17 protein-coding genes are annotated in these 16,339 nt (G+C 68.8%); 8 read left to right on the top strand and 9 right to left on the bottom strand.

The window, feature by feature from the left end; translation table 11 throughout:
• Positions 1–124: 124 nt before the first annotated feature.
• Entirely contained in the window at positions 125–1,936 is a 1,812-nt protein-coding gene (locus NS334_RS05885) for a methyl-accepting chemotaxis protein (RefSeq protein WP_193753015.1), read from the top strand.
• 327 nt (positions 1,937–2,263) lie between these two features.
• Here NS334_RS05885 and NS334_RS05880 read toward each other — a convergent pair whose 3' ends face one another.
• From NS334_RS05880 to hisB, 7 genes are all read right to left on the bottom strand, one after another.
• Entirely contained in the window at positions 2,264–4,384 is a 2,121-nt protein-coding gene (locus NS334_RS05880) for a RelA/SpoT family protein (protein WP_058755043.1), read from the bottom strand.
• Between the two features lie 98 nt (positions 4,385–4,482).
• Positions 4,483–5,250, bottom strand: coding sequence for an imidazole glycerol phosphate synthase subunit HisF (gene hisF, locus NS334_RS05875; protein WP_058755042.1), 768 nt, complete (start codon positions 5,248–5,250; stop codon positions 4,483–4,485).
• A gap of 79 nt (positions 5,251–5,329) precedes the next feature.
• The gene (locus tag NS334_RS05870; RefSeq protein ID WP_058755041.1) at positions 5,330–6,304 is read right to left on the bottom strand and encodes a bile acid:sodium symporter family protein; all 975 of its coding nucleotides are present in this window, start codon (positions 6,302–6,304) and stop codon (positions 5,330–5,332) included.
• A gap of 4 nt (positions 6,305–6,308) precedes the next feature.
• On the bottom strand, positions 6,309–7,043 hold the full coding sequence (gene hisA / locus NS334_RS05865; protein ID WP_083500280.1) for a 1-(5-phosphoribosyl)-5-[(5-phosphoribosylamino)methylideneamino]imidazole-4-carboxamide isomerase: 735 nt from the start codon (positions 7,041–7,043) through the stop codon (positions 6,309–6,311).
• Positions 7,031–7,636, bottom strand: a complete 606-nt coding sequence (gene hisH / locus NS334_RS05860) for an imidazole glycerol phosphate synthase subunit HisH (protein ID WP_058755040.1) — start codon at positions 7,634–7,636, stop codon at positions 7,031–7,033. Before hisH ends, hisA begins: the two co-directional genes overlap by 13 nt.
• A complete protein-coding gene (locus tag NS334_RS05855) occupies positions 7,633–7,917 on the bottom strand; it encodes a YciI family protein (protein ID WP_058755039.1) in 285 nt (94 codons plus the stop codon). The genes hisH and NS334_RS05855 overlap by 4 nt, the downstream gene beginning before the upstream one ends.
• Positions 7,914–8,516 (bottom strand): imidazoleglycerol-phosphate dehydratase HisB, encoded by a 603-nt coding sequence (gene hisB / locus NS334_RS05850; protein ID WP_058755038.1) that lies wholly within the window; start codon positions 8,514–8,516, stop codon positions 7,914–7,916. Before hisB ends, NS334_RS05855 begins: the two co-directional genes overlap by 4 nt.
• Positions 8,517–8,590: 74 nt before the next feature.
• On the opposite strand from hisB, the gene NS334_RS05845 reads away from it, so the two are divergent.
• Complete coding sequence (locus NS334_RS05845; protein ID WP_058755037.1) at positions 8,591–9,076, top strand: SspB family protein; 486 nt, start codon at positions 8,591–8,593, stop codon at positions 9,074–9,076.
• A gap of 179 nt (positions 9,077–9,255) precedes the next feature.
• Entirely contained in the window at positions 9,256–9,687 is a 432-nt protein-coding gene (locus tag NS334_RS05840) for a GNAT family N-acetyltransferase (RefSeq protein WP_058755036.1), read from the top strand.
• Between the two features lie 116 nt (positions 9,688–9,803).
• Here the strand turns inward: NS334_RS05840 and NS334_RS05835 are convergent, their stop codons facing one another.
• On the bottom strand, positions 9,804–11,012 hold the full coding sequence (locus tag NS334_RS05835) for an LL-diaminopimelate aminotransferase (protein WP_058755035.1): 1,209 nt from the start codon (positions 11,010–11,012) through the stop codon (positions 9,804–9,806).
• A gap of 133 nt (positions 11,013–11,145) precedes the next feature.
• Here NS334_RS05835 and NS334_RS05830 point away from each other — a divergent pair, with 133 nt between their 5' ends.
• The 5 genes from NS334_RS05830 to NS334_RS05810 all read left to right on the top strand — a co-directional run bounded on the left by NS334_RS05830 (position 11,146) and on the right by NS334_RS05810 (position 15,960).
• Positions 11,146–12,828, top strand: a complete 1,683-nt coding sequence (locus NS334_RS05830; RefSeq protein ID WP_058755034.1) for a PHA/PHB synthase family protein — start codon at positions 11,146–11,148, stop codon at positions 12,826–12,828.
• Between the two features lie 83 nt (positions 12,829–12,911).
• Complete coding sequence (phaP, locus tag NS334_RS05825) at positions 12,912–13,709, top strand: phasin family protein (RefSeq protein ID WP_058755033.1); 798 nt, start codon at positions 12,912–12,914, stop codon at positions 13,707–13,709.
• A 111-nt stretch (positions 13,710–13,820) separates the two neighbouring features.
• Complete coding sequence (gene clpS, locus NS334_RS05820) at positions 13,821–14,174, top strand: ATP-dependent Clp protease adapter ClpS (RefSeq protein ID WP_083500279.1); 354 nt, start codon at positions 13,821–13,823, stop codon at positions 14,172–14,174.
• 278 nt (positions 14,175–14,452) lie between these two features.
• Positions 14,453–15,340, top strand: coding sequence for a dienelactone hydrolase family protein (locus NS334_RS05815; protein ID WP_058755032.1), 888 nt, complete (start codon positions 14,453–14,455; stop codon positions 15,338–15,340).
• The gene (locus NS334_RS05810) at positions 15,337–15,960 is read left to right on the top strand and encodes a glutathione S-transferase family protein (protein WP_058755031.1); all 624 of its coding nucleotides are present in this window, start codon (positions 15,337–15,339) and stop codon (positions 15,958–15,960) included. The genes NS334_RS05815 and NS334_RS05810 overlap by 4 nt, the downstream gene beginning before the upstream one ends.
• Here the strand turns inward: NS334_RS05810 and NS334_RS05805 are convergent.
• Positions 15,951–16,277: a hypothetical protein gene (locus tag NS334_RS05805; RefSeq protein WP_058755030.1), complete on the bottom strand. Its 327-nt coding sequence runs from the start codon at positions 16,275–16,277 to the stop codon at positions 15,951–15,953. The two genes, NS334_RS05810 and NS334_RS05805, sit on opposite strands and share 10 nt — an antisense overlap.
• Between the last annotated feature and the right edge of the window lie 62 nt (positions 16,278–16,339).

The following is a 16,339-nucleotide window of genomic DNA, read 5'->3' as shown; positions in this document are numbered from 1 at the left end:
TTCGTGCCATGCCCCGCCCCGCCCCGCGCCGGGGGGATGCTTGGCGCGGTGTTAACCGGATATTCCTCTCTTCGTGCGAGGGCGGGGATCATCGTCCTCGTGAGGCTTTCCGATGTTTACCGCCTTGCCGATCTCTCGAAAGATCGTCGCTGCCTTTTGCGCCGTCATCCTTGCGGTGCTGGTCATGATGACGGCGCTGTGGATCATCCTGTCGCGGATCGAGACGACCAGCGCGATCAGCGTGCGGGGACAGGAGGTGCAGGCGCAGGCGCTGCAGATCGAGATCGGGATGCTGCGCCAGAACAGCCAGATGCGCGGGTTCCTGATTACCGGCGACGAAGCCTATCTGAAGCAATATGGCGAGGGGCTGGCGCAGCAGGACGCCGGTGCGAGGCAGCTCCGCACGCTGCTGGCCGGGCAGCCGGCGGCGCTGGCGAAGGTGAACGAGTCGCTGGAGCGTGCGGCCGAGTGGCGCCGGATGGTCGGCGAACCGATGATCGCACTGGCACGGGCCGACCGGCCGCGCGCGCAGGACACGCTGCGCGCGGTCAGCAAGAAGGTGACGATGACGCCGGTGCTCGCCCCGCTGCGCGCACTGCGCGAGGAACAGGGCGTGGCGTCCGCCGCGGCGCGCGACGCGCGCGTGGCGGCGCTGCTGATCGGCAAGATCGCGCTCGCGCTCGGCGGGCTGGTGATGTGCGGCGTGGCCGTGCTGGTGTCGATGCTGCTGACCCGCGCGCTGGCGCGGCCGGTCGTGCGGCTGACCGGGGTCATGGACACGCTGGCCAAGGGTGATCATTCCGTCGACGTGCCCGATACCGAGCGCGCCGACGAACTGGGCAGCATGTCGCGCGCGGTGCTGGTGTTCCGCGACGCGGCCGCCGCCAAGGCGCGCGCCGATGCCGAGCAGCAGCAGGTGATGGCGGAGGTCGGCGACGCGCTGTCGACGCTGGCGGAGGCGGACCTGCGGGTCGAATTGCGCGGCTTCCCGCCCTCCTATGCCGCGCTCGAAGGCGATTTCAACACCGCCGTCGGGCGGCTGGCCACCGCGCTGGGCACGGTGCGCGGCAGCGCCAGGGGGATCGCGACCAGCACCGCCGAGATGCACAGCGCCACCGACGATCTGGCGCAGCGGGCCGAGCAACAGGCCGCCAGCCTGGCGGAAAGCGCCGCGGCGGTCGGCGAGATCGCGCAATCGGTGCGCGGCACCGCCGATCAGGCCAAGGCGGCGATCACGGTCGTCGACCGCGCCACCGCCGACGTGCGGAACAGCGAAGGGATCGTGCGCCGGACGATGGCGGCGATCGGCGACATCGAACGATCCTCCAACGAAATCGCCGAGATCATCGCGCTGATCGACGGCCTGTCCTTCCAGACCAACCTGCTGGCGCTCAACGCCGGGGTCGAGGCGGCGCGCGCCGGGGACGCGGGCAAGGGCTTTGCCGTGGTCGCCAGCGAGGTGCGCGCGCTCGCCGAGCGCTCCGCCGACGCGGCGCGCGACATCAACGAGCGGATTACCACCACCGTTCAGCGCGTCCGCAGCGGCGTGCAGCTGGCGCAGGAAACCGATGCGTCGCTGCGTGCGATCACGACCGGGATCGGCGAAATCGCGACCTTCGTCGCGGCGATCGCCGAAAGCGCCGGCGAACAGGCCGCGAGTATCGGTCAGGTCAATATCGCGATCGGCGAGATGGACAGCGCGACCCAGGCCAATGCCGCGATGGTCGAGGAAGTGACCGCCGCCTGCCGGCTGCTGACCACCGAGACCGTGACGCTGGAAGGTCAGGTCAACCGCTTCCAGGTCGGCGAGGAGCGCGCCGCCCCGGTCGCGCGCGTCGCCCCGGTGCGCCGCTCCGCCCGCGCCGCGTCCGCGCCCGCAAGCCGTGGCAATCTGGCGCTGAAGGTCGAGGCGCAGGAGGATTGGAGCGCGTTCTGACCGCGGCGGTCGCCGGGCGGATTGTATCCTGGAGCAGGAGCCATTGTCGCGCCCGCCGGTTCCCGGTCGCGACGAGGGGCGAGCGGTGATGGTGAAGGCAGCGGGCGCGACCGGCGCGGCTTCGGTGGCGTTGGTGCTGGCGAGATGCGGGATCCCTCGGCGCGGATCGCGTCGGCGCGCGGCGGGAGAAGAACCCCTCGCTCGGGCAGCTCCGGCAACCGGCCGTGCGGCGCGGGCGACGCCGGAGGGCGGTACGACGCCGGGGCGACCGTCGCCGGCGCCGATCGGCCTGATGCCCTGATCGTCAACTCCTGATGCCGGTGCCCGTCAGACGCGCTCCGCCGCATTGACCGCATCCGCCGCGCGCAGCGCCGCGAGTAGCCGCATCAGCTGATGCGCGTCGTGTACCTCCACATCGATGACATTGGTGTGAAATTGCGTGTCGCGATTGTCGAGCCGCAGGTTGATGATGTTGGCCTTGTGCTGCCCGATGATCGTGGCGAGCATTCCCAGCGCGCCCGGCTGGTTGCGGACCTCGACCGAGATGCGCGCTGTCGCGCCCTCCGTCGCGTGACCCCATTGCACGTCGATCCAGTCGGTCTCATCCTCGCTGCGCTCCGCCAGATCGGCGAGCACGCGGCAGTCGATGGCATGGACCTCGATCGACGCATCCGGGCGGCGCAGCCCGACGATGCGGTCGCCGGGCACCGGGTGGCAGCAATCGGCGAGTTCATAGGCGACGCCGGGCGCCAGCCCCTCGATCGAGATCGCGCTCGATTGCGGCGGCGCGTGCGCGACGTCGGCGCCGGCCGAGCCGGGCATCAGCGCCTCCATCACCTGCCCGTCGGTCAGCGTCCGGCGCGCGATCGCCTGCATCAGCGCCGCCTCGTCAGGCAGCTTCAGCCGCTTCAGCGCCTCGTCGATCGCATGATCGGCCAGCGTCGCGGGCAGCCGCTGCACGATATCGTCATACAGCTTGCGCCCCAGCGCCACGGTCTGCTCGCGCTCCTCGTTGCGCAGATGGCGGCGGATCGCGGCCAGCGCCTTGGCGGTGATCGCGACCTTCAGCCACGCCGGCTGCGGCACCTGCGCCTTCGATCGCAGCACCTGCACCTGATCGCCGTTCTCCAGCACCGTCGATAGCGGCACAACGCGCCCGTTCACCTTCGCGCCGACCGCCTGGTCGCCCAGATCGGTGTGGACGGCATAGGCGAAGTCGATCGGCGTCGCGCCCTTCGGCAGCTGGATCAGCTCACCCTTCGGCGTAAAGGCGAAGATGCGATCCTGATACATCGCGATGCGCGTGTGTTCGAGCAGTTCCTCGGGCGTCTCGGCGGTATCGAGGATCTCGACCAGATCCTTGATCCAGTCCTGCTGCTGGTCGGGGCGCACCGGCGCGGTCGCACCCTGCGATTGTTTGTAGGCCCAGTGCGCGGCCAGCCCGAACTCCGCCTCCGCATGCATGTCGGGGGTGCGAATCTGGATCTCGATGCGGCGGTTTTCGGCGTGGATCACGCTGGTGTGCAGCGAGCGATAGCCGTTGCGCTTGGGCGTCGAGATATAATCCTTGAACCGCCCCGGCACCGCCGGCCAGCGGCGATGGATCAGCCCCAGCGCGCGGTAGCAGTCCTCGATCGTCGGCACGATCGCGCGGAATGCCATGATGTCGGACAGCTGCTCGAAGCTGATGTGGCGCTCCTGCATCTTGCGCCAGATCGAATAGGGATGCTTCTCGCGTCCCGACACCTGCGCATCGACGCCGGCGCGACCGAGCAGCAGCTTCAGGCCCGAACCGATCTTGGCGATCCGGTCCCCGCCCGATCCTTCCTTCAGCAGCTCCAGCCGCTTGGTAATCGATTCATAGGCCTCGGGCTCGAGTTGCGCGAAGGCGAGCGTCTGCATCTCCTTCATGAACTCGTACATGCCGATCCGCTCCGCGAGCGGGGCGTAGATGTCCATCGTCTCCTTGGCGATGCGGCGGCGCTTCTCCGGCTTGGGGATGAAGTGCAGCGTGCGCATGTTGTGGAGCCGGTCGGCCAGCTTCACCAGCAGCACGCGGATATCGCCCGACATCGCCATCAGGAACTTGCGCAGGTTCTCCGCTGCGCGCTCGTTCTCGGTCTGCGCCTCGATCTTGCTGAGCTTGGTCACGCCGTCGACCAGCCGCGCGATGTTCGCGCCGAAGATCCGCTCGATCTCCTCCGACGTGGCGACGGTATCCTCGACCGTGTCGTGCAGGATCGCGGTCGCGATCGTCTCGTCGTCCAGATGCAGTTCGGTCAGGATGCCCGCCACCTCGATCGGGTGGCTGAAATAGGGATCGCCGTTGGCGCGCTTCTGCGTCCCGTGCGCGTTGACGGAAAAGACATAGGCGCGATTGAGCATCGCCTCGTCGGCATCGGGATCGTAATCGAGAACCCGGTCGATCAGTTCATACTGTCTCAACACGGGTCAAGGATGGGGCGGGACATGGCCGGAATGCAACATCGCGTTGCATAAAAAGTGCTGGCGCGCGGTGCGCCGTGACAAAGCGGCACCGTCCGGGGTCAGTGGAGCGGCGCGCGCACCGGCACGCCCGCCGCCGCCAGCGCCTGATGCGCCTGCGCCACCGTGGCCTGTCCGAAGTGGAAGATCGACGCGGCCAGCACCGCGGAGGCGTGCCCCTGCGTGATCCCGGCGACCAGATCGTCGAGCGACCCGACCCCGCCGCTCGCCACCACCGGCACCGCCGTCCGGTCGGCGATTGCGCGGATCAGGTCGACGTCATAGCCGCTCTTCGTCCCGTCGCGGTCCATCGAGGTGACCAGCAATTCGCCCGCGCCCAGCTCGGCGAGGTGCAGCGCATGGGCGACCGCGTCGATGCCGGTCGCGCGGCGGCCGCCGTGGGTGAAGACTTCCCAGCCGTCACCGCTGCGGCGCGCGTCGATGCTGGCGACGCAGCATTGGCTGCCGAAGCGCTCGGCGATATCGGCGACCACCTCGGGACGGGAGACGGCGGCGGAATTGACCGCGACCTTGTCCGCGCCCGCCAGCAGCAGCGCGCGGGCGTCGTCGGCGGTGCGCACGCCCCCGCCGACGGTCAGCGGCATGAAGCAGACGGCGGCGGTACGACGCACCACGTCCAGGATCGTGCCGCGCGCCTCATGGCTGGCGGTGATGTCGAGGAAGCAGAGCTCGTCCGCCCCCGCCGCGTCATAGGCGCGCGCCTGTTCGACCGGGTCGCCGGCGTCGATCAGGTCGACGAAGTTGACGCCTTTGACGACGCGCCCGCCGGCGACGTCGAGGCAGGGGATCACGCGCGCTCGAACGGTCATGCAGGGGTCCATGCCTGTTGGGGCGAGGGGAGGCAAGATTCGCCAGCCGTCGTCGGCGCAAGCGGAGCCGTGACGGGGTTTATTCCGGCGGTCGGGCCGCGTACCGCCGCGCCATCCCGGCGCAGACGAACAATTGCACTTGATGGAAGATCATCAGCGGCAGGACGATCAACCCGACGCGGTGCGACGGGAACAGGATCGCGGCCATGGGGATGCCGCTGGCCATGCTCTTCTTCGATCCGCAGAACACGGTCGCGATCTCGTCCGCGACGCCGAAGCCGATCGCACGGCTGGCGAGGGTCGTCGCGCCCATCACGATCGCGAGGATCAGCAGCGACAGCGCCAGGATCGCGAGCAGCGCCAGCGGCGACAATTGCGTCCAGAGCCCGGCTACCACCCCCGCGCTGAACGCGGCATAGACCACCACCAGTACCGATCCGCGATCTACCACCTTGGTCAGTACCGGATGCGCGTGGAGCCAGCCTTGCACCCACGGGCGGATCAGCTGGCCGATCACGAACGGCAGCAGGATCTGGAGCGCGATGTCGCGCAGCGCCTCCAGCGACAGCCCGCCGCTGGCGCTGGTCAGCAGTTGCGCGACCAGCAGCGGGGTCAGGACGACGCCGATCAGGTTCGACAGCGACGCGCTGCACAAGGCGGCGGGCACGTTGCCGCGCGCGATCGAGGTGAAGGCGATCGACGATTGCACCGTCGAGGGCAGCAGGCACAGGAACAGCAGCCCGGTCACGATCGGCTCGGGCAACCAGCCGCGCAGGGCGGCGGACAGGCCGACACCGATCAATGGGAACAGCACGAAGGTGCTGGCGAAGACCAGCAATTGCAGCCGCCAATGCGCCAGCCCCGCCCAGATCGCCTGCGGGGCCAGCCGCGCGCCATACAGCAGGAACAGCAACGCGACCGCCAGCGTCGTGCCATGTTCGACCCACGCCACCGCGCTGCCGCGCGCGGGCAGCACCGCCGCCAGCGCGACGGTGGCGATCAGCAGGAGCAGGAAGCGGTCGGCGCGCGCGATGATGCGGCGGATCGCGCTCATGGCCTCAGCGCCCCGCGACGCGCAGCGCCTCGACCAGATCGAGCCGCCCGTCGTACAGCGCGCGCCCGGTGATGACGCCCTCGACGCCGTCCGCCGCATGGGCGGCGAGCGCGTGAATGTCCTCGATCCCCGCTACGCCGCCGCTGGCGATCACGGGAATCCGCACGTCCTTGGCCAGCGCGACCGTCGCGTCGACGTTGCAGCCCTTGAGCAGGCCGTCGCGCCCGACGTCGGTGAACAGCACCGCCGCCACGCCCGCATCCTCGAAACGGCGCGCGAGATCGGCGACGCTGGTGGTGGAGACTTCCGCCCAGCCCTTGGTCGCGACCATACCGTCGCGCGCGTCGACCGCGACGACGATCTGCCCCGGATAAGCGGCGGCCATGTCGCGGACGAACTGCGGCTGCTCCAGTGCTGCGGTGCCGATCACCACGCGCGCGACGCCGAGGTCGATCCACGCCGCGACGGCATCGGGCGTGCGGATGCCGCCGCCGAGCTGGACGCGCCCCGGAAAGGCCGCGACGATGCCGCGCACGGCCTCGCCATTGACGCTTTCGCCCGCGAACGCGCCGTCGAGGTCGACGACATGAAGATGCGTCGCGCCCGCCTCGGCGAAGGCGCGCGCCTGCGCGGCGGGATCGTCGCCGTAAATGGTCGCGCGGTCCATATCGCCTTCCGCGAGACGGACGACCTGTCCCCGCTTCAGGTCGATCGCGGGGAAGACGATCAGGGACGCCATGCCAGGAACCTTTCGAGCAGCGCGAGCCCGTAGCGCTGGCTCTTTTCGGGGTGGAATTGCACGCCCAGCACCGTGTCACGCGCGATCGCGGCGGTGACGGGGCCGGCGTGGTCGGTGGTCGCCACCACGCCGTCGCCGACGAAGGCGTAGCTGTGGAGGAAATAGGCCTCGCCGGGAACGATCAGCGGGTGGTCGCCGGTCGGCACGACATCGTTCCAGCCCATGTGCGGCACCTTGGCGTCGCTCCCGGCCGGGTCGATCCGGCGGACGCTGCCCGCGATCCAGCCAAGCCCGCGATGCGTCCCCAGTTCCTCTCCGGTGGTGGCGAGCAACTGCATCCCCACGCAGATGCCGAGGAAGGGCGTCGCCTGCTTCAGCACGCGCTCTTCCATCGCGTCGATCATGCCGGGAATTGCGCGCAGCGATGCGGCGCAGGCGCCGAACGCGCCGACGCCGGGCAGGACGATGCGGTCGGCGTGCGCCACCACGTCGGGATCGGCGGTGACGGTCAGATCTGCGCAGCCCGCCGCGCGCAGGGCGTTCTCGACCGAGTGGAGATTGCCGGCCTGATAGTCGATCAGCGCCAGCGTCACTCCGCGATCGCCTCGAGTCCGGCTGCGATCACCGACGGCGCGACCTCGATGAACGTATATTCCGCCAGACCGTGGATCGCGAACGGATCGGTGGCGGCCCATGCTTCCACCTCCTCGCGCGTGCCGCGCGCGACGATCATGCCGCCGGTCAGCGGCACCTGCCGGCCCGCGAACAGCAACCGCCCGCTGTCGACCGCGGCGCGCAGCCATTCGAGGTGTGGGCCGCGATGCGCGTCGATCTGCTCGATCGGCACGACATAGTTCAGGACGATCACGATCATGCGGTGGCGTCTCCCAGCGTGCCCTTGGTCGAGGGGATCGCATCCGCCTTGCGCGCGTCGATCTCGACGGCGGCGCGCAGCGCGCGGGCCAGCCCCTTGAACATGCTCTCGGCGATATGGTGGTTGTTGTCGCCGTACAGCGTCTCCATGTGGAGCGTGATCCCGGCGGTCTGCGCGAAGCTGTGGAAGAAATGCTGGAACATCTCGGTATCCATGTCGCCCAGCCGCGCCTGCGAGAAGCGCGCGCGCCACACCAGCCACGGTCGCCCGGAAATGTCGAGCGCGACGCGGGTCAGCGTCTCGTCCATCGGGCTGAGCGCGTCGCCATACCGGCGGATGCCGCGCTTGTCGCCCAGCGCCTGCGCGACCGCCGCGCCCAGCGCCAGCGCGGTATCCTCGACCGTATGGTGCGCGTCGATATGCAGGTCGCCGTCGCAGCGGATGGTCATGTCGATCAGCCCGTGGCGGGAGAGCTGTTCGAGCATGTGGTCGAAGAAGCCGACGCCGGTCTTCACGTCGTACACGCCGCTGCCGTCCAGATTGACGGTGACGGCGATCTTCGTCTCGCTGGTGTCGCGGCGGATGGTGGCGGTGCGCATGGTGCTGTCTCCATAACGCGGGTGACGCACCAAGCAACCTTGACCGCACCGCCCGGCGCGCTACCCATGCGGGCATGAGCGATATGCTGCCCGACAGCCTGATCCCCTATGACGAAATCGTGCAGGAAGCCCTGCGCGCGGTCGTGGGGCGCGTGCTGGGAACCGTGGCCGAGTCGGGCGGTCTGCCGGGCGAGCACCACTTCTACATCACCTTCAAGACGCAGGCGCCCGGGGTCGATATCCCGCAGCGGCTGATCGAGCGTTTTCCGGATGAGATGACGATCGTGCTCCAGAACCGCTTCTGGGATCTGACGGTCGATCAGGAACGCTTCTCGGTCGGGCTCAGCTTCAACCAGGTGCCGTCGAAGCTGGTCATCCCCTATTCGGCGATCACGGGCTTCCACGATCCTACGGTGAACTTCGAGTTGCGTTTCCAGGCGCAGGAAGGGCCGGGCGATGGCCCCGGCGGGCACGACCCGGCGGAGAACGACGGCCCGACCGTCACCCCGGTCGAGGACGGCTCAAACGTCGTCGCGGTGGATTTCAAACGGAAGAAGTGACGGTGCGAGCGGCGCAGCGATGCGCCGCAGTCGCAACGCGACGCACCGGCACGGCCGGCGCGCCATGGGCACATCCGATGTCATGGGATTCACTCCCATGACGTGCCCCGCTCGCGAGTAAGGCGTTCCGGCATGACGGGGTGGCCGCTACGGAATTCCTGCGCCATACCGCTTCCGTCATGACCACCTCCTCACCCGACATCGAGATCGTCCCTGCCCCCGGCGACACCGAACTGGCGGCGATCCTCGCGCCGCTGGTGGCGCACAATGATGCCGCGGCCGGTCAGACCGACCGTAACAAGGTCGCGATCGTGATCCGCGACGATGCCGGCGCGATCATCGGCGGCCTGTGGGCGGAAGCGAGCTACCGCTGGCTGTTCGTCAAATATCTGGCGTTGCCGCCGGAAGCGCGCGGCCAGGGGCAGGGCAGTGCGCTGATGCGCGCCGCCGAGGCGGAGGCACGACGGCTGGACTGTATCGGCGTCTGGCTCGACACGTTCAGCTTCCAGGCGCGCGGCTTCTACGAAAAGCTCGGATACGGCGTGTTCGGGCGGATCGACGATTATCCGCCCGGCGAGGCGCGCTTCTTCCTGTCGAAGCGGCTGGACTGATCGCGCTGGCGGAACCCGAGCCGTCATTGCGAGCGTATCGCAGCAATCCAGAGCGTCCTGATCCACCCCTGGATCGCTTCGCTACGCTCGCAATGACGCGCTACGTGTCCCGGGCGTCAGCCCGCCGCCTTGCCCGGCGTGTTGACCCCCATGCTTTGCAGATAGCGCTTCACGTTGCGCGCCGCCTGCCGCAGCCGCTGTTCGTTCTCGACCATCGCGATCCGGACGAAGCCTTCGCCATTCTCGCCGTAACCGACGCCCGGTGCGACCGCGACCTTGGCGTGGGTCAGCAACTGCTTCGAGAATTCCAGGCTGCCGAGATGCTTCAGCGCGGGCGGCAGCGGCGCCCAGGCGAACATGCTGGCGGGCGGGGCGGGGATGTCCCAGCCGGCACGACCGAAGCTCTCGACCAGTACGTCGCGGCGCTTGTGATAGAGCTGGCGGTTCTTCTCGACGATATCCTGCGGACCGTTCAGCGCCGCGCATGCCGCCGCCTGAACGGGCGTGAACGCGCCGTAATCGAGGTACGACTTCACGCGCGTCATCGCCGCGATCAGCTTCTTGTTGCCGACCGCGAAGCCGATCCGCCAGCCGGCCATCGAATAGGTCTTCGACAGGCTGGTGAATTCGATCGCGACGTCCTTGGCGCCCGGCACCTGCAGGATCGAGACGGTCGGCTTGCCGTCGAAATACAGCTCGGAATAGGCGAGGTCGGACAGGATCCAGACCTGGTTCTCACGCGCCCACGCCACCAGCCGCTCGTAGAAGGCGAGGTCGACGGTTTCGGCGGTCGGGTTCGACGGATAGTTGACGACCAGCACGCTGGGGCGCGGGATGGTGAATTCCATCGCGCGTTGCAGGCTCTCGAAATAATGTTCGTCCGGCGTCGTCGGCACCGCGCGGATCGTCGCGCCGGCGATGATGAAGCCGAAGGTGTGGATCGGATAGCTGGGGTTGGGCGCCAGCACGACGTCGCCCGGCGCGGTGATCGCGGTGGCGAGGCTGGCCAGCCCCTCCTTCGACCCCATCGTCACCACGACCTCGGTTTCGGGATCGATATCGACGCCGAAGCGGCGGCCATAGTAATTGGCCTGCGCGCGCCGCAGCCCCGGGATACCGCGCGACTGCGAATAGCCATGCGCCGACGGCTTCTGCGCCACCTCGATCAGCTTGGCGATGACATGGTCGGGGGGCGGCAGGTCGGGGTTGCCCATGCCCAGATCGATAATGTCCTCGCCACCCGCGCGCGCCTGCGCCCGCATCGCATTGACCTCGGCGATGACATAGGGCGGCAGGCGCTTCATGCGGTAGAATTCGTCGGACACGGGATCGATACTCCTTTGCGCGACCGGCTATACGCGCAATCGGCGCGCGCGGCACCCCGAACAAGAAAAAGCCTGTCGACCGACTTCGCGCCGCAATGTCGTTGCGCTACGTGGCGGGGCGAGAGGATGTAGCGTGACCCAGCCGACACCGCCGATTCCCGATCTGGCCGATCTTCAGCACTGGACGTGGCTGACCGGCCGCGCGCAGCAGATGATGCTGGAGGCGGGGATGCCGCTCGCGCCACCCGACAGCGTGGCGGAACAGGCGCGCGACTTCTGGACCGATTATCTGAACCTCTGGCAGCGCTTCACCGCGCCCCCTTCGCCGGAGGCGGAGCGGCCGAAGGAGAAGGACCGCCGTTTCGCCAATCCGGCGTGGCGCGCCCATCCGGCGTTCGACTGGATCCGGCAGAGCTATGCGCTGATCGCCGATCACATGCTGCGCGGGGTCGATGCGCTGGAAGGCGTGGACGACAAGACGCGCGCGCAGCTGCGCTTCGCCACCGCCGGCTTCGTGGACGCGATGAGCCCGTCGAACTTCGCGCTGACCAACCCGGAGGTGATCGAGAAGACGATCGAGACGCGCGGACAGAATCTGTTGACCGGCCTCAACAACATGCTGGCCGATATCGGCAAGGGGCAGCTCACCCATACCGATGGCAGCGCCTTCGAGGTCGGGCGCAACCTGGCCGCGACGCCGGGCAAGGTAGTGAAGCGCGCGGCGCTGTACGAACTGATCCAGTATACGCCGACCACCGGACAGGTGCTGGAGACGCCGCTGGTGATCTTCCCGCCGTGGATCAACCGCTTCTACATTCTGGACCTGAGCCCGGAGAAGAGCTTCATCCGCTGGGCCGTCGACCAGGGCATCACGGTGTTCATGGTGTCGTGGAAGTCGGCGGACGCGTCGATGGCCGACGTGATGTGGGACGATTACGTCGCGGCGCAGATCGAGGCGGTGGAGACGATCCGCGACCTGCTGACGGTGCGGGCAGTCCATACGGTCGGCTATTGCGTCGCGGGCACGACGCTGGCCGCGACGCTGGCGGTGCTGCAGGCGCGCGGGGAGGCGGAGAAGGTGGCCAGCGCGACCTTCCTGACCGCGCAGGTCGATTTCAGCCGCGCGGGCGACCTGCTGCACTTCGTCGACGACGAACAGCTCAAGATGATCTCGGCGCTCAGTCCGCAGGGTTTCCTCGACGGACGTTATCTGGCCGCGACCTTCAACCTGCTGCGCGGGCGCGACCTGATCTGGAATTACGTCACCAACAACTATCTGCTCGGCAAGGAGTATGCGCCCTTCGACCTGCTTCACTGGAACGGCGACGTCACCAATCTGCCCGCGAAATGGCATCTGGCCTATCTGACCGACCTGTACCGCGACAACCTGCTGGTGCAGCCGGGCGCGATGAGCGTCGCGGGCGTGCCGCTGGACCTGACGACGGTGACGACGCCCGCCTATATCCAGGCCGGGCGCGAGGATCATATCGCGCCGGCCGACAGCGTGTGGAAGCTGACGCAGCAGTTGCGCGGGCCGTTGCGCTTCGTGCTGGCGGGGTCGGGGCATATCGCCGGGGTCGTCAATCCGCCCGCCGCCAACAAATACCAGCACTGGATCAACGACGCGCCCGCTGAGTCGCTCGAGGCGTTCGTCGCCGGCGCGCGCGAGGTGAAGGGCAGCTGGTGGAACGACTGGGCGGCGTGGTTGCGCGCGCTGGCGCCGGCCGAGGTGGCGACGGCGGGCGCGCGCCGTCCGGGCGAGGGCGCGTTGCCCGCGATCGAGGATGCGCCGGGCAGCTATGTGCGCGCCCGGTAAAGAAATGTTGCGCTGCACAACGGGCTTGAAATTGGGACGATCCGCGATTATTGTGCAGCGCAGCAATAACGGAGCGGGCTCAGATGGTGGACCAGACCGGCAAGGGCGAGTCGAAGAAGGCGGGCGGTAACGCGGTGCGTCGGCCACGCGGCGCGGCGAAGGTCGCGGCGCCGCTTGCAACCCCGCCGGCCCTGCCCGAGGTCGCGCCCGACATCGCGGTGCCGCCGATGCTGGCCAACCCTGCCCCTGACGCGCCGACTCCGGTCGCAAAGCCGGTCGCCGCGCCGGCGTCCGAGCCGGTCGTGGCACCCGAGCCGGTGGCCGCCGCGCCCGTTTCCGCTCCGGAACCTGCCCCGGCCGTTGCGCCGGTGGCGGATGTCGATCTTCGTCCTGCCGCGCCCGCGGCGTCTGTTGAAGTGAAGGAAGTGACCATGAACGAGACCGTGACGTCGTTCGCCGAAAAGGCGCAGGAGCAGACCAAGACCGCGTTCGCCAATGTCGGCGAGCAGACCCGCGTCGCGGTCGAGAAGAGCCGCAAGGTCGCCGAGGACCTCGCCGATTTCGGCAAGGGTAACGTCGAGGCGCTGGTCGAGTCGGCGCGCATCGCCGCGCAGGGCTTCGAGACGCTGGGCCAGGACGCCGCCACCTTCGCACGCGCCCGCTACGACAGCACCGCCGCGATGTTCCAGACGCTGGCGTCGGTGAAGTCGCCGACCGAGCTGGTGCAGATCCAGGCCGATTACGTCCGCGCCGCCTTCGACGCGATCGTCAAGGAAGCGTCGCGTTCGACCGAAGCGTCGCTGAAGCTGGCGGGCGATGTCGCCAAGCCGCTCCAGAACCGCGTGGCGGTCGCCGCCGACAAGTTCCGTACCGCGGCCTGATCGGCGCGCACGGCGACAGGATGGGGCGGTCGCGACCGGCGGCCGCCCTTTCTTTTTGCGCGATTGCGGGCTTGCCCTCCCGCGCCGCCGTGCCATATTCCGCGCGTGTCCATGCAGCAGCTGAATGTCCCGATGGCCGCAGGCCAGAGCGACGATGCCGACGGTGACGGCACCGGGGTCGGCATCGCCACGCGCACGCGCGCGCGTACCAAGAAGCCGACGCCCTATCGCGTCCTGATGCTCAACGACGATTACACGCCGATGGAATTCGTCGTGCTGTGTCTGCAACGCTTCTTTCGCATGAACATGGAAGAGGCGACGCGGGTGATGCTCCACGTCCACCAGAAGGGCGTCGGGGTGTGCGGGGTGTTCAGCTACGAGGTGGCCGAAACCAAGGTCAGCCAGGTGATGGACTTCGCGCGGCAGAACCAGCACCCGCTGCAATGCACGCTGGAGAAGGCGTAGGCGTCACGGCGGGGCAGATGGCGTGATACGGTGTCGCGCATCGTCTTCGCATAACCCGTCGCCCCTGCTGCGCAGGCAGGGGCCTATGTCTGTCGAGTGTCGAGGCGCCCCCGACACACGGACCCGCCACCTTGTGTCAGCCGGATCGCCAAGACGGTAGAGCGATAAGCCCCCACCTGAGCAGGCGATGGCCCCCGAGGCGCGGCGCTCGCTTCCTCCCGCTCCCGCTTCCCGCTACGCTCGCACCCTAAGTCACGCGAATCGGCAGGAGAAGTGCCGTGGACCCCAGCCTGCGCGATCGAGCGATCGGCCTGTACGACGCCTACACCCATGACCATCGCGACCGGCGTACGCTGTTGCGGCAGATGACGGCGCTGGCCGGATCGGCGGCGGCGGCCGAGGCGTTGATCCTGGGCATCGCGGCCTCCCCGGCGGCGGCGGCGCGGATCGATCCCGCCGACCCGCGACTGGTGACGCGCAAGGGTGGCTATCGGCTGGCGGACGGTACCGACATGACCGGCTATTTCGCCGCCCCGCGCGATGCGGGGCGTCCGGTCGGTGCGGTAATGGTGATCCACGAGAATCGCGGGCTGCAACCGCATATCGAGGATGTCGTGCGGCGGATCGCGCTGGCGGGTTTCTTCGCGGTCGCGCCGGACTTTCTGTCCGCGCAGGGCGGCACCCCCGCCGACGAAAACGCCGCCCGCGACCTGATCGGCAAGGCCGATATGGAGGCGGTGCTGCGCGCCGCCACCGGCACGGTCGCGCGGCTGGGCAAGCTCGCGCATGGGACGGGGCGCGTCGGGGCGGTCGGCTTCTGCTGGGGCGGGGCGCTCGCCGACCGCGTCGCGCTGGCGGGTGGTCCGGCGCTGGCGGCGGTGGTCAGCTATTACGGGCCGGCCCCCGATCCGGCGGAGGCGCCGAAACTGCCGGTGCCGCTGATGCTCCATTACGCCGGCAAGGATGCCCGCGTGGCGCAGACCGGCGAGCCGTGGGTGGCGGCGCTGAAGGCGGCGGGCAAGCCGGTCGAGGCGTTCACCTATCCCGGCGTCGACCATGCCTTCAACAACGACACGTCTGCGGAGCGTTACGACAAGGCCGCCGCCGATCTCGCCTGGGATCGCACGATCGGCTTCTTCCACCGGCATCTGGACGCGCGCGCATGACCCTGACCTTCTTCACCCATCCGATGTCGCGCGGGCGCATCGCCCGCTGGATGCTGGAGGAGATCGGCGAGCCCTATGAGACGGTGCTGGTCGACTGGAACGGCAAGCCCGCCGCGCTGGTCGAGGCCAATCCGCTCGGCAAGGTGCCGACGATCGTTCACGATGGCGCGGTGGTCAGCGAGGCGGCGGCGATCTGCGCCTATCTGGCCGAGGCGTTTCCGGCCGCCGGCCTCGCCCCGCGCGGTCGCGAGCGGGCGCCCTATCTGCGCTGGATGTTCTTCACCGCCGGCCCGCTCGAGGGGGCGATGATCGACCGGGTGCTGGGCGTCGAGGTGCCTGTGGGCCGACAGGGCATGGTCGGATACGGCAGCTTCGCGCAGGCCGTCGACGCGATCGAGCTGGGGGTGGCGGCGCACGACTATATCGCCGGCGACCGCTTCACCGCCGCCGACGTCTATGTCGGCAGTGCGATCGGCTGGTTCACGCAATTCGGCCTGCTGGAAAAGCGCGAGACGTTCATGGCCTATCTCGACCGGCTGCACGAGCGCCCCGCCTGGCAGCGCGCGGTCGCGATCGACGATGCGCTGCTGGCGGAGCAGGAGGGTGCGGCTCAGCGGTAACGACCGCCGCCCCGCTTGTCGTAGCGGATGCGCGTACTCAGCGCATCGAAGCGGCGGTTGAGATCCTGGCGCTCCCAGCCCGACAGCCCGCCGCTGCGGCGATAGCGTTCCTCCAGCCGGACCAACTGGCGTGAGTCGGCGCGCAGCCGTGCCGCCTCGCGCCGCGACAAGGCGCCGTTGCGCAGGCCGTTGTCGATCCGCTGGTCGAGCCGCGCCTGGCGCGCGTTGACCGACTGCCACGGCGCGGCGCTGGCCACTGCCGGGATCGTCATCGCCGCCATGCCGAGGCCGGCGAGCAGTGTCTGGAAACGGGTCATGATACGCTCCTTTGCTTACAGGACCGCAGCGACGGCGGCCTGATGACGAAGGTAGGAGCGGA

The organism is Sphingomonas endophytica (genome assembly GCF_001476895.1).
GTDB lineage: Bacteria > Pseudomonadota > Alphaproteobacteria > Sphingomonadales > Sphingomonadaceae > Sphingomonas > Sphingomonas endophytica_A.
The sequence above is the reverse complement of the archived record's forward strand: the minus strand, read 5'-3'. Positions and strand labels throughout refer to the sequence as shown.